Source organism: Aquabacterium sp. (assembly GCF_050725395.1).
GTDB lineage: Bacteria > Pseudomonadota > Gammaproteobacteria > Burkholderiales > Burkholderiaceae_C > Aquabacterium.
Genome location: NZ_JBOHHL010000020.1, coordinates 68,923 through 81,570 on the forward strand (window position 1 = coordinate 68,923; position 12,648 = coordinate 81,570).

The window sequence follows — 12,648 nt, forward strand, 5'->3', positions numbered from 1 at the left end:
GCGCCTGCTGTTTATGCACGGGATGGTCCGCCTGGTATGCCGTTTGCCCCGCGGCAAAACCCAGATCAGCCAGGAGGCACCGCGACATGAAGGAACTTGAAAGGAAAGCCATCCTCGTCACCGGAGGCGCGGGATTTCTCGGGTCCCACCTGTGCGAGCGTCTGCTGGGTCTGGGGCACGAAGTCATCTGCGTCGACAACTTCTTCACCGGCACCCGCCGAAACATCGAGCACCTGCTCGACCATCCCCGCTTCGAATTGATACGCCACGACGTGACCATGCCGCTGTACATCGAGGTGGACGAGATCTTCAACTTCGCGTGCCCGGCTTCTCCCATCCACTACCAGCGGGACCCCGTCCAGACCACCAAGACCAGCGTGCATGGCGCCATCAACATGCTGGGCCTGGCCAAGCGGGTCAAGGCCAAGATCCTGCAGGCCTCGACCAGCGAGGTCTATGGCGACCCGCAACTGCATCCCCAGCCTGAAGCGTACTGGGGCCACGTCAATCCTTGTGGGTTCCGCTCCTGTTACGACGAAGGCAAGCGCTGCGCGGAGACCCTGTTCTTCGACTACCACCGGCAACACCAACTGCGCATCAAGGTCATGCGCATCTTCAACACCTACGGTCCCGGCATGCACCCCAACGATGGACGGGTGGTCTCCAATTTCATCGTTCAAGCCTTGCGCAACCAGCCCATCACGGTCTTCGGAGAGGGCCAGCAGACCCGCTCGTTCTGTTACCGCGATGACCTCATCGAAGGGTGCCTGAGGCTCATGCACGACACACCGGACACCTTCACGGGCCCCGTCAACCTGGGCAATCCGCAAGAGTTCACGGTGCGGTCGCTGGCCGAGCTGGTCATCGAGATGACGGGCTCCAGCTCGCCGATCGTGCACCAGCCCTTGCCCGCCGACGATCCCGTGCAGCGGTGCCCGGACATCAGCCTGGCCCGGGAACAACTCGGATGGTCGCCCACGGTGGAACTTGAGGAGGGCCTGCGCAGCACCATCGCTTATTTCGAGGCCTTGCTCAACGGCGGCGATTTCCAGGCTGCCCGCGGACTGCATTCGCTGGTGGCGGCCACGGCGGGCACCCACATCCATCAATGACGGCCCGCACACGATGGTGGTGATCTCGCCTCACCTGGACGACGGTGTGTTCGCTTGCGGCCAGATGCTCGGCCAAGCCGTCGGCAGCACCGTGATCACGGTGTTCACCGGAATGCCGCTGGATTCAGACCGCCTCACCGACTGGGATCGCCAATGCGGATTCAGCCATGCAAGGCAAGCGATGCTGGCCAGGCTGGAAGAAGACCGGAACGCCCTGGCCCGCTTGCAAGCGCACCCCCTCTGGCTGGATTTCGTCGACAGCCAGTACGGCAGCCCCCCGACGGTCGACCAGGTCTGCGCCAAGCTCGTCAGCGTGCTGCGCGACATGCCGGCCGACACCGTCCTTTTCCCGATGGGCCTGTTCCATTCGGACCACTTCCTGGTCCATGAAGCGGCATTGCAGGCGCTGCGCGAGTGCCCGCACCACCGGGCGCTGGTCTACGAGGATGCGCTTTACCGCCGCATGAAAGGTTTGCTGCAGCAACGTCTGGCGGAACTGGCCACCGCCGGGCTCGAAGTCACGCCAGTGGCCTCGACGGCATCCGCGCCGACAGAGGCCAAGCGCGACGCCGTGGCGGCCTACCGCAGCCAGTTGCGCGCCTTTGGCGACGCCGGTTACGACGACGTTTTCGCACCCGAACGAAGCTGGGACATTGCGCTGAAACCAGACGCATTTCAAGAGGACCAAAGATGACCGATGACCCGCGAATCAGCATCGTGCTGTTGACCCACAACCGCCCCCTCGAACTGGAAAGAACCCTGCGCCACTTGAGCGCCCTGCCCGAGCGTCCCCACCTCATCGTGGTCGACAACGCTTCCACACCCGGTGTCGTGAACGCCATCACAGGGAAGTTTGAGGGCATTGATGTCGTTCGGTCTGATCGAAACCTGGGCGCCGCAGGGCGCAACCTGGGCGTGGCCAAGGTGCGGACCCGCTACGTGGCCTTTTGCGACGACGACACCTGGTGGGCCCCCGGCTCACTCGCCTTGGCCTGCGACCTGATGGACCGCCATGCTGGCGTCGGCGCCTTGTCGGCCCGTGTGCTCGTGGGCGACCGCCAGGAGGAAGACCCCACCTGCCAACGCATGGCCAACAGCCCCTTGCACGGCCACAACCTGCCCGGGCCGGCGCTCATCGCCTTCATGGCCGGCGCGGTGGTGATGCTGGTCGATGCCTTCGTGGGCGCTGGCGGCTACGAACCCAGGCTTTTCCTGGGTGCCGAGGAAGCCTTGCTGGCGCTGGACATGGCGGCCCAGGGTTGGCAGATGGCCTATGTGGCCGACATGGTCCTCCACCACCACCCTTCGCCCCAGCGCGACAACCGGGCACGGCGCATCGCGGTGGCCCGCAATCGCCTGTGGATCGCCGTCATGCGCCTGCCCTGGACGGGGGTGTGGCTTCACACCCGCGCCGTGTTGAGGGAAAGCCGCGCAGGCGGCTTCCTGCTGCCTTTTCTGAAGGAAGCCCTGAGCGGTCTGCCCTGGGCCATCGCCCGCCGCAAGGTGGTGCCGGCCAAGGTGTATCTGATGCACCACCAGGTCTTCTGCGCGGGGCTGGAACCCGCCACCCCGACATCACGGCAGGCCCTGAATCGCCTTGCGTAAAGGTAGGATGGGCGGCTTGATTTGAAAAGACGCCCATGAACGACGACCAGCCTGGCCACTTCAGCAATGGTTCCCCATCCGACAGCGTGGACAGCGCGCGGCCGGGCGAACTCTTGCCCGCCGACCATGCCGAGCAAGACCTGGCCAGCACCCTGGACAACGTTGTTCCATCGCGCGGCTTCAAGCTTCAGCCCATCGTGGGCCTGGGCGGCTCGGCGGGCAGCATCACCGCCTTGCAAGCGTTCTTCGAGGCCATGCCATCTGACTCGGGCATGGTCTTCGTGGTCATCCTGCACCTGTCGCCCGATCACGAAAGCCGTCTGGCCAGCTTGCTGCAACGCGCCACCAGCATGCGGGTGATGGAAGTCACGGGCCCCCAGAAGGTCGAGCCCAACTGCGTGTACGTGATTCCGCCGGGCAAGGCGCTGTCCGCCGCCGATGGTTATTTGCGCCTGTCCGACCTGGTCCATGAGCGAGGCAAGCGGGTCGCGGTGGACCTGTTCTTCCGCACCCTCGCCGAAACCCACGGCCCCCACGCCTCGGCCATCGTCCTGTCCGGCGCCGACGGCGATGGCGCCATCGGCATCAAGCGCATCAAGGAGCGTGGCGGTTTGACGGTGGCGCAAGACCCTTACGAGGCCGAGCACCAGGGCATGCCCCGGGCCGCGATCGACACGGGCATGGTCGACTGGGTTCTGTCGGCCAAGGACATGCCCGCGCGCCTGATCAACTATCAGCGCATGGAAGGCGAAGTCCGCCTGCCCGCCGAAGACGGGCCCAAGCCGGTCGATCCGCCCAACCGCAACCAGGAAGACAAGGAGGCCGCCCTGCGCGATGTGCTCACCTTCCTGCGCACCCGCACGGGCCGTGATTTCTCTTACTACAAACGCGCCACGGTGCTGCGCCGACTGGGTCGGCGCATGCAGGTCAATGGCGTGGATGACCTGGTCGCTTATCTGGCGCTGCTGCGCGCCAACCCTGGCGAATCGGGCGCCTTGTTGCAAGACTTGTTGATCAGCGTCACCAATTTCTTCCGCGACAGCGACTGTTTCGCCGCCCTGGAAGCCGTCATCCCCGAGCTGTTCAAGGACAAGGCACATGGCGATGCCGTGCGCATCTGGGTGGCAGCGTGCGCCACAGGCGAAGAGGCCTATTCGATCGCCATGCTGCTGCACGAATACGCGCGCAAGCTGGACGCGCCCCCACTGCTGCAGATCTTCGCCACCGACCTGGATGGCGAGGCCATCAACGTCGCGCGCAATGGCGTCTATCCCGAAACCATCGCCGCCGATGTCTCCGAAGAACGCCTGAACCGCTTCTTCACCAAAGAGCACCGCGGCTACCGTGTGCGCCGCGAAATCCGCGAAACGGTGCTGTTCGCGGTGCACGATCTGCTGAAGGATTCACCGTTTTCCAGGCTGGACATGGTGTCCTGCCGCAACCTGCTGATCTACCTGAACCGCGAGGCGCAAGCCAGGGCGCTTGAAATCTTCCACTTCGCCTTGCAGCCCGGCGGGCGCATGTTCCTGGGTTCGTCGGAGTCGGTGGACGAGGGCAGCCCGCTGTTTACCGTGCTCGACAAGAAGCACCGCTTGTTCACGCATTGGCCTGCGCCTCGCACGAACCTGCCCATGCCCTTCCGCCCCGGCACGCTGGCCTTGAACCTGGAAGTGCAATTGGCCTCCAAGGACGTGCCAGTGATCGCCGGCAAGGCCTTCGACCACGCCCGGCCCTTGATCCGGAGCCTGACCGAACCCTCGTCGACACGGCCAGTCTCCTGGGGCGAATTGCACTTCAAACTCATCGAGCGGCTGGCGCCTCCCTCTTTGATCGTCAACGCCGAGCACGACATCGTGCACCTGTCGGAAACCGCCGGCCGCTTCCTCCAGTACAGCGGTGGCGAACTCACGAAAAACCTGCTCCGCGCCGTTCACCCTGCCTTGCGCATCGAACTGCGCGCGGCCCTGTACCGGGCTGCCCAGACAGGTGGCTTGGCAGAGTCGGGCCCGGTGCCGGTGGACATCGGCTCGGAGCAATCCCAGATCACGCTGCGGGTTGCGCCAGCCGGTGAGGCCGCACCAGATTTCTTCCTTGTCGTTTTCGATGCAAAGCCCCTGTCGGCCTCAGAGGCGCCGCAGCTGCCCCACGCCCAAAGTGAGCCGGAGCCCGATCCACTGGCCCGGCAACTCGACCGCGAACTCGAGCGCCTGAAGCTCTACCTGAGCGACACGGTCGAGCAATATGAAGCTTCCAACGAAGAGCTCAAGTCCAGCAACGAAGAATTGCAGGCCATGAACGAAGAGTTGCGTTCGGCCACGGAAGAACTTGAAACCAGCCGCGAAGAACTCCAGTCCATCAACGAGGAGTTGAGCACCGTCAACCTGGAACTCAAAAGCAAGGTCGATGAACTCGGCCACGCCAACAGCGACCTCCACAACCTGATGGGTGCCACGGCGATCGCCACCATCTTCCTGGACCGCCAGTTGCGCATCACGCGCTACACACCGCCAGCGGTGGCCTTGTTCAACCTCATCCCCAGCGACATCGGCCGGCCCCTGACCGACCTGACCACGCAACTCGACTACGCACAGCTGGGCGCCGATGAGACTGCCGTGCTGGAACAGCTGGTGCCCGTCGAGCGAGAGGTCAGCCAGTCCGACGGCACTTATTTCCTGGCCCGCCTGCTGCCCTACCGCACCATCGAGGACCACATCGCCGGCGTCGTGCTGACCTTCGTGGACATCACCGAAAGAAAGCGCAACGAAGAGGCCTTGAGGCTGGCCCGTGACGAGTTGGAAGACCGCGTACGGGCCCGCACAGCCGACTTGGCCCAGGCCAACGCGAGCTTGCGATCCGAAGTGCAGGAACGCATCACCGCCGAACAACGTGTGCGCGACCTGCTCGGGCGGCTGGTGGGCGCCCAGGAAGACGAGCGACGTCGCATTTCACGCGAGCTGCACGACACCCTGGGCCAGCACATGGCCTTGCTGGGCATCGGCCTGAAGGCCATCATGGACCACGCCGAATGCTCACCCGAGGTGAGGGACCAGTTGACCCGTTCTCAGGCCGCCTTGCTGCGCCTGGAAGATGCGCTCGACCGCCTCTCGCATGAATTGCGGCCCACCTCGCTGGATGACCTGGGACTGCAGGACGCCCTCCGGCGGCACCTGGAGGGCTGGTCGGCCGACACCAACATCAAGGTCGACTTCCAGACGCGGGGCGTTGGCCGCGAGCGCCTGCCCGAAGCGCTGGAAACCACCGCCTACCGCGTGGTGCAGGAGGCCTTGACCAACGTCCACAAGCATGCCGGCGCCACCCGCGTGGGCCTGATCATCGAGCGCAGGCACAATGACCTGCGCATCATCGTCGAAGACAACGGCAAGGGCTTTGAACGGACCGCTGCGCTGGAAGGCGAGCAACGCCGAGGCATGGGCCTGCGGAGCATGACCGAACGGGCCTTGATGGTCGCCGGCCAGATCGAAATTGAATCGGGCCAAGGGCAAGGCACCACGGTTTACCTGACCTTGCCCATGTCAGCCGGCCAAGGAGATCGCCATGGGTGAAAAATTGCGCCTCTTGCTGGCCGATGACCACGCAATCCTCCGCGAGGGCCTGGCCGCGCTGATCGAATCCCAGCCGGACATGGAAATCGTGGCGCAGGTGGGCAGCGGCCGCGAGGCGGTGGAAAAAGCCAAACTGCTTCACCCGGACGTGGCCGTGCTGGACGTGTCCATGCCTGACATGGGCGGGGCGGACGCCGCAGAAGCCATCCGCCGCGAGCAGCACCACACCCGCGTCGTCGCCTTGACCCGGCACGCCGACCGGGGCTACATGCAGCGCATGTTCCGGGCGGGCGCATCCGCCTATGTGCTCAAGCGCAGCGCTGGCGACGCCCTCATCAGTGCGATCCGGGCCGCGGCCACCGGCGACACCTGGATCGACCCGAGCCTGTCGGGGCAACTGCTGTCTCGGCTGGCTGGCCAAGACGAAGCTGGCCTGTTGCCGTCAGCCGGTTCGATACCCAACCTGGCGGATCGCGAGGAGCAAGTCCTCAAGCTGATCGCCTGGGGACAAAGCAACAAAGAGGTGGCCACCGAACTGGGCCTCAGCATCAAGACGGTCGAATCGTACAAATCCACCGCCCTGAGAAAACTGAACCTGCGCAGCCGGACCGACATCGTGCGCCACGCCTTGGCGCGGGGGTGGCTCAAGGAAGAACAGACCCCCGACGAAGGCTGACCAACCCGGGGAAAGCCCGGGCTCGACCGGCATCTGCCCGGGGTGCGCAAACCGTCCATTGCTGGCATGGTGAGGCCAGTTCCTCGAGCCACCGCCCTCCAGTCGAATCGGATCCCCCATGGCTAAAAAAGTACAGCTTTGCAACGTCATGCAAGGCGTGCAGTTCACCGTCAATGATGACGGACAGGTGCTGAAAGCCGTGATCCTGAAAGAAGCGCTTGAAAGGCATTTCGGCGCTTCTGCCGAACCTGATGACTGGATCCGGGCCTATCGACAGCACCAGGCCCTGATCGACGAAGCCGCCCTGGTCCTGCACCACCTCCAGCCCATCTGGCCGGTGGTCGTTTTGCGGGGCCATGAACCTCAACTTCAAAGCTCGCTCTATTTAACGGGGTCCTCGGCCCTGTGACTTTCCTGTTCCTGGCCACGCGCACGAAGCACGCTGATGTGTCCATCGCCTTCCATGTAGGCATGCCGGACCACGCGGACATCGTCCACACCCTGCTTGCGCAGCTCACTCATCAAGTCGTCCAAGCTGAGAAACTCTTGCCGCAAGTTGCGGTGCAGAACCTGCCCATGGCGAATCAAAGGAAGTTTGGGCGGCTCTAAGAACCGGTGGACTGACTCGAATCGAAATGCCGCCCAATCCAGGGCGTAGTTCCACCCGACGATCGTCCCCACAAGCACCATGCCGTCGGCCACCGACTTGTACTCACCCGCCATGGCGTTTTGAGAAGCGTCCGCGACGATGACCAGCAGCAGCACATCCGAAATGGCGATGGACCCCACATCCCGCCGCAATACAAATCGGAAGATCAGGAAGAGGAACCAATACATCGCTGTGCCACGGATCAACAACTCCCAAGGAGACATGGTGAACGTGAAAAGGTTGATCAACTCGTGCGCCGTCATGGCCATCAATCCGGAGTTCAGATGCCATCGTCGAGCAATTGAAATGCCCATGACGTTCCGGGAATGCTGTTTGCTCTCGCGTGCCTGGCACCTTTCTTTTGACCCAGTACTTCCGGGTTGGACGGTTGCCATGGGTGCGCAATGGAGGTTTGTTGCGCTGTCTAGACAAGGTCGGCACCAGGGCTGACGAACACACGGATTTCCACAATGCCCACTTCTCAAAATCCCGGGGGCAATACGCCCGCCGACGCCTCGCGCCGCCGTTTTCTTGGCACCGCAGGGGTCACCACGGCGGGGGCCGTCGTCGCCCCCATGATGGTGAACAACGCGCCCGCGGCACAGCCCACGCTGCCACCCGCCGCGGGTTCGGCCATCACGAACAAGGCAGAAGATTTGGCACGAGAGACCTCGGTCGACGCGGGTCAGGCACTCACGACCAATCAAGGGGTCAAGATCGCCGACAACCAAAATACCCTGAAGGCTGGCTTGCGCGGACCCAGCCTGCTCGAAGACCAGTTGTTCCGCGAGAAGATGACGTCGTTCGACCACGAGCGCATTCCCGAGCGGGTCGTTCACGCCCGCGGCGCCGCAGCCCATGGCGTCTTCGAGACCTACGGATCGCTCGCCCACCTCACCAAGGCCAACTTCCTGGCCGTCGGGGGCAAGAAGACACCGGTGTTCGTCCGCTTCTCAACGGTGGCCGGTTCGCGAGGCTCCGCCGACACTGCCCGCGATGTGCGTGGATTCGCCGTCAAGTTCTACACCGACGAAGGCAACCATGACCTGGTCGGCAACAACATCCCGGTCTTCTTCATCCAGGATGCCATCAAGTTTCCAGACCTCGTCCATGCGGCGAAACCAGAGGCCGACCGTGAGATTCCCCAGGCATCCACGGCCCACGACACCTTCTGGGATTTCATTTCCTTGATGCCGGAATCCACCCACATGGTCATGTGGATCATGTCCGACCGGGCGATTCCCAGGTCCTACCAAATGATGGAAGGCTTTGGGGTCCACACCTTCCGGATGATCAACGCGCACGGCACAAGCCGCTTCGTCAAATTCCATTGGAAGCCGCTGAAGGGCGTTCACGGCCTGGCCTGGGACGAGGCCCAAAAGCTGGGCGGCAAGGATCCCGATTTCCACCGGCGCGACCTGGCCGACGCGATCGCGGCCAAGGACTTCCCGCAGTGGGAATTGGGCCTGCAAGTCATCGAGGAATCCGATGCCGACCGCTTTGGCTTCGACCTGCTTGACGCCACCAAGCTCATTCCGGAAGAGCTGGTGCCGGTCCAGCCCGTGGGCAAGTTGACCCTCAATCGGAACCCCGACAACTATTTCGCCGAAACCGAGCAAGTGGCCTTTCACACAGGCAACCTGGTTCCCGGCATCGATGTCACGGATGACCCATTGCTGCAGGGACGCATGTTCTCGTACGTCGACACCCAGCTGACGCGCCTGGGTGGCCCGAACTTTCACGAAATTCCCATCAACCGGCCCATCTGCCCCTTCCACAACTTGCAGCGAGACGGCTTTCACCGCCAGACCATCGCCAAGGGCCGGGTGAACTACGAACCCAGCTCCATTGATGTGCCGCCCATCCAGGAAGTCCCGGCAGCGCGAGGCGGGTTCAGCTCCTATCCGGAACCGGTTTCAGGCGTCAAGCTGCGTCATCGCTCAGAAACCTTCGCGGACCATTACTCCCAGGCCACCTTGTTCTGGCAAAGCCAGACCAAAGTCGAACAGCAGCACATCATCGAGGCTTTGCAATTCGAACTGGGCAAGGTCACCGTGCCGGCGGTGCGGCTGCGCATGCTGTCGAACCTCGTCAACGTCGACCGCGATCTCGCGGCCAAAGTGGCCGAGGTCCTCGGTGTGCCCGTGCCAGCGGCGAGCCCACGCGTGGGCAACAAGCGCTACGCGCCATCCCCGGCGCTGAGCATGATTGCGCGTGGCAATCCCAAAGCGATCGTCGGCCGCAAGATTGCCATCCTGGCGACCGACGGCGTGGATGGTGCAGGCTTGCAGGTGGTCAAGGCAGAACTGACCAAGGCAGGCGCGGTGGTGAAGGTGCTCGCGCCGCATCTGGGCACGTTGCGAAGCGCGGGCGGTGGCAGCGTCAGTGTCGATGAACTGATCGTCACCATGCCGTCTGTCGTGTTCGACGCGGTGTTCATCCCCGGCGGGGGCGCCAGCGTCACGGCGCTCAAGGCTTATGGCAATGCGGTTCACTTTGTCAGTGAGGCGTACAAACACTCAAAGGCCATTGGAGCGCTCGGCGAAGGGCGTGAGTTGCTTGCCGCCGCGGGTGTGCTTGGAACAATGCCAGCGTCAAGCACCGCTGCTGGTGTCAGCACGGCGAGCGATGCAGCGGCGCTTGCCCGCACGTTCATCTCCGACATTGCGGTCCATCGCCATTGGGAAAGGGCCACCAAGGCGATGCCTGCCTGACAAGGGTCTTGGCGACAACAGTGGGCGCCGTCATGGCGCCCACTCATGCCATGCTCAACCGCCGGGGCCGGCGCCGGTGGGAATCACCGTCGGATTCCCTTTGGGGAAAGGATTTTCAGCGGTTGGCACTTTCTGATCCTGGCTTCCATCCGGAAAGTCATCCACCAACGAGGCCAAGGTGTGGGGACTCGCTTGGGCTCCTGCCTCTTTTGCTTTCCTGCGCTGTTGATTTTTGAGAGCCCAAGCTCCCACCAATCCAAGCAAGACAAGTGTTTTGATCTTTGGTGTGCGCATCGCTTTCTCCTGAAATGTAGTTCGATGCAAGTTGCAAACGCCATACCCAAAGGCAACCGCAGTCATTCGGGCGGCGATAGCACGCTGCAGTTGCGCCCACGTGCCTTCGCGGCATACAGCGCCATGTCAGCACGTTCCAGCAACTGGCCCAGTGTCTCTCCCGGCCTGTGCTGGGCTACACCAGCCGAATACGACACTCTCAAATCAGGCGCCTTTGGACAAAGGCGCCGTGAGGCCACGTGCTGCCGTAGGCGCTCGGATGCCTGGAAACCCGCTTGTGCTGGTTCTGCATCAGAGAGCAGCAGCACGAATTCCTCACCGCCCCAGCGCCCGATGACGTCGGTGTTTCGCAGCACGGACACGGCCTCCTGCGCAAACCCCATCAGTGCCTCGTCCCCAACCTGATGCCCGTAGGTATCGTTGATCTGCTTGAAGTGATCCAAGTCAATCAATACCACGCAAAAGCTGTGCCCCGAGCGGGCGTGACGCTCGCACTCCTGCGTCATGAGGCGCTGCATGTGCCGCCGGGCAAACAGACCGGTCAGCGCATCCCGCGTCATCAACCGTTGGACCTCTTCGGAAGCAACCAGCAGCGCTCGCTTTTGATCCCTTGCCCGGTTGCGCACCAGAGCGAAATTGCGGGACTGAAGCGACAGCAGGGATAGCACCACGAATGCGCTGGCAACGCCCACGCCATCGCGGACCCATTGAAAATCAGATGGCTGAGCGATCAGGAGGTATGTGTACGACAGCGCCAATAAACCAATGGCAGTCGCCCCCATTGAGATCGCCTGACGTGGCTGCAGGTCCAGAAAACCGAAGACCATCACGACACAAAATATCTGCAAGTCGTATGCGCGGGTGGTTGGCACCACGGCGAAGGCAATGGCCAGCCCGCCGAATGCCCAAAGCATCTGGGGCACCAGCAATGCCCGATCGGCCAACTGCACAGTCAGACCGCTGCGGATGACAGCATATGGCACAAGCGCCCCGATCAACTGATGAACAATGAACAGATGCCCGATCTTCTCCTCAACGAGCCCATGGGGGATGGCGTAGGTCAGACTCACGAGCGCCAGCGACAGGTAGACCACGCTGGAAACCAGGCACAGTCGCAGCGACTGGTGCAAGGCAGGATCTGGTCCCCACCACAAACCTGCCAGTCCCCATGCGGTCCAACCGGACCTCGCTCTGGCCGCAGCGCCCCCCGCAGGGCGAACAATTGTGGCAGCGGGGAGCTCATCCATGTCGTCGGGCTGCGGAAGATGCGCCGCCACCGCCTGGTGCAACACTTGAAATGAAGCCACTGTGTCGCGGGCCGGACGCGCCCGGGATTCCTGGTCCGAGGGGGCAGATGGCCTGGCTGTCTCAATCCGGTCTCGTCCGAGCCGCTTGGCCTGGTACAGCGCTTGATCAGCCAATTCGAGGGTGGTCTCCATCGCTCGTGTCCCCTCGTGTTCACACACGCCTGCAGAGAAGGCCACGTTGAGATCCGGGTGATGCCGCCGCCAGTCGTACAGCTTGACCAGGTCGCGCATGTGCGCCACGGCTGCTTGCGCGTCCACCAGCGTGGTCTCCGGCATGATCAGAAGGAACTCTTCGCCTCCCCAACGGGCCAGTATGTCGGTTGGCCCCGGGAAGGCGACTCGGCCCAAGGCCGCGAAGTGACGCAATACTGTGTCACCCACCGCGTGCCCAAAACGGTCATTGACCTGCTTGAAATGATCGATGTCGAGGATCGCCACGCAGAAGGGACGCCCATTGCGAGCCTGTCGGCGCACCTCATCCTCCAGCAAGGTCTGCATGTGGCCACGGTTATGCAGTCCGGTGAGCCCATCGTGCGTGGCAAGTTTGCGCATTTTCGCCAGCGTTTCGGCGAGTTGTTCGCGCTGTCTGCGCCGCCGAGCATGATCTTGCCCCCCTATCCCCGGACACGGTCTATGCGCAATGTAGCGCGGCCCCATCGGGCTGGTTTGCGCGCCGTTGATATTGCCTGAACTCCCGAGGCGATTTCATTTTCAAGCTTGAGTGTGGA

General features: G+C 63.1%; 10 protein-coding genes. 7 read left to right on the forward strand and 3 right to left on the reverse strand.

The annotated features are described in order from the left end of the window. Window positions 1–86 precede the first annotated feature (86 nt). From ACREB4_RS13470 to ACREB4_RS13495, 6 genes are all read left to right on the forward strand, one after another. Window positions 87–1,112, forward strand: a complete 1,026-nt coding sequence (locus ACREB4_RS13470; protein ID WP_431588738.1) for a UDP-glucuronic acid decarboxylase family protein — start codon at window positions 87–89, stop codon at window positions 1,110–1,112. Window positions 1,113–1,131: 19 nt separating this feature from the next. After that, window positions 1,132–1,806 (forward strand): PIG-L deacetylase family protein, encoded by a 675-nt coding sequence (locus tag ACREB4_RS13475; protein WP_431588739.1) that lies wholly within the window; start codon window positions 1,132–1,134, stop codon window positions 1,804–1,806. Continuing rightward, window positions 1,803–2,717 carry a glycosyltransferase family 2 protein gene (locus tag ACREB4_RS13480; RefSeq protein ID WP_431588740.1) on the forward strand — a complete coding sequence of 305 codons (915 nt, stop codon included), beginning with the start codon at window positions 1,803–1,805 and terminating at the stop codon, window positions 2,715–2,717. The genes ACREB4_RS13475 and ACREB4_RS13480 overlap by 4 nt, the downstream gene beginning before the upstream one ends. A gap of 35 nt (window positions 2,718–2,752) precedes the next feature. After that, window positions 2,753–6,280 carry a CheR family methyltransferase gene (locus ACREB4_RS13485; RefSeq protein ID WP_431588741.1) on the forward strand — a complete coding sequence of 1,176 codons (3,528 nt, stop codon included), beginning with the start codon at window positions 2,753–2,755 and terminating at the stop codon, window positions 6,278–6,280. Next, window positions 6,273–6,956 (forward strand): response regulator, encoded by a 684-nt coding sequence (locus ACREB4_RS13490; protein ID WP_431588742.1) that lies wholly within the window; start codon window positions 6,273–6,275, stop codon window positions 6,954–6,956. The genes ACREB4_RS13485 and ACREB4_RS13490 overlap by 8 nt, the downstream gene beginning before the upstream one ends. Before the next feature lie 118 nt (window positions 6,957–7,074). Further along, window positions 7,075–7,365, forward strand: coding sequence for a DUF1488 family protein (locus tag ACREB4_RS13495; RefSeq protein ID WP_431588743.1), 291 nt, complete (start codon window positions 7,075–7,077; stop codon window positions 7,363–7,365). Here ACREB4_RS13495 and ACREB4_RS13500 read toward each other — a convergent pair. Next, a complete protein-coding gene (locus tag ACREB4_RS13500; protein WP_431588748.1) occupies window positions 7,338–7,868 on the reverse strand; it encodes a DUF421 domain-containing protein in 531 nt (176 codons plus the stop codon). The genes ACREB4_RS13495 and ACREB4_RS13500 overlap by 28 nt on opposite strands. A gap of 207 nt (window positions 7,869–8,075) precedes the next feature. Between ACREB4_RS13500 and ACREB4_RS13505 the strand changes: the two genes are divergently transcribed. Then, window positions 8,076–10,319 (forward strand): catalase, encoded by a 2,244-nt coding sequence (locus ACREB4_RS13505; RefSeq protein WP_431588744.1) that lies wholly within the window; start codon window positions 8,076–8,078, stop codon window positions 10,317–10,319. Between the two features lie 54 nt (window positions 10,320–10,373). Here ACREB4_RS13505 and ACREB4_RS13510 read toward each other — a convergent pair whose 3' ends face one another. Both ACREB4_RS13510 and ACREB4_RS13515 read right to left on the reverse strand, forming a co-directional pair. After that, window positions 10,374–10,613 carry a hypothetical protein gene (locus ACREB4_RS13510; protein ID WP_431588745.1) on the reverse strand — a complete coding sequence of 80 codons (240 nt, stop codon included), beginning with the start codon at window positions 10,611–10,613 and terminating at the stop codon, window positions 10,374–10,376. Between the two features lie 62 nt (window positions 10,614–10,675). Further along, window positions 10,676–12,472, reverse strand: a complete 1,797-nt coding sequence (locus tag ACREB4_RS13515) for a diguanylate cyclase (protein ID WP_431588746.1) — start codon at window positions 12,470–12,472, stop codon at window positions 10,676–10,678. Window positions 12,473–12,648: the final 176 nt, after the last annotated feature.

Excerpts from the sequence above, each read along its gene's own strand:
- ACREB4_RS13470 (WP_431588738.1), top strand. The coding sequence starts at position 87 with ATGAAGGAACTTGAAAGGAAAGCCATCCTCGTCACCGGAGGCGCGGGA.
- ACREB4_RS13480 (WP_431588740.1), top strand. The coding sequence starts at position 1,803 with ATGACCGATGACCCGCGAATCAGCATCGTGCTGTTGACCCACAACCGC.
- ACREB4_RS13485 (WP_431588741.1), top strand. The coding sequence starts at position 2,753 with ATGAACGACGACCAGCCTGGCCACTTCAGCAATGGTTCCCCATCCGAC.
- ACREB4_RS13490 (WP_431588742.1), top strand. The coding sequence starts at position 6,273 with ATGGGTGAAAAATTGCGCCTCTTGCTGGCCGATGACCACGCAATCCTC.
- ACREB4_RS13495 (WP_431588743.1), top strand. The coding sequence starts at position 7,075 with ATGGCTAAAAAAGTACAGCTTTGCAACGTCATGCAAGGCGTGCAGTTC.
- ACREB4_RS13500 (WP_431588748.1), bottom strand. The coding sequence starts at position 7,868 with ATGACGGCGCACGAGTTGATCAACCTTTTCACGTTCACCATGTCTCCT.
- ACREB4_RS13505 (WP_431588744.1), top strand. The coding sequence starts at position 8,076 with ATGCCCACTTCTCAAAATCCCGGGGGCAATACGCCCGCCGACGCCTCG.
- ACREB4_RS13510 (WP_431588745.1), bottom strand. The coding sequence starts at position 10,613 with ATGCGCACACCAAAGATCAAAACACTTGTCTTGCTTGGATTGGTGGGA.
- ACREB4_RS13515 (WP_431588746.1), bottom strand. The coding sequence starts at position 12,472 with ATGCGCAAACTTGCCACGCACGATGGGCTCACCGGACTGCATAACCGT.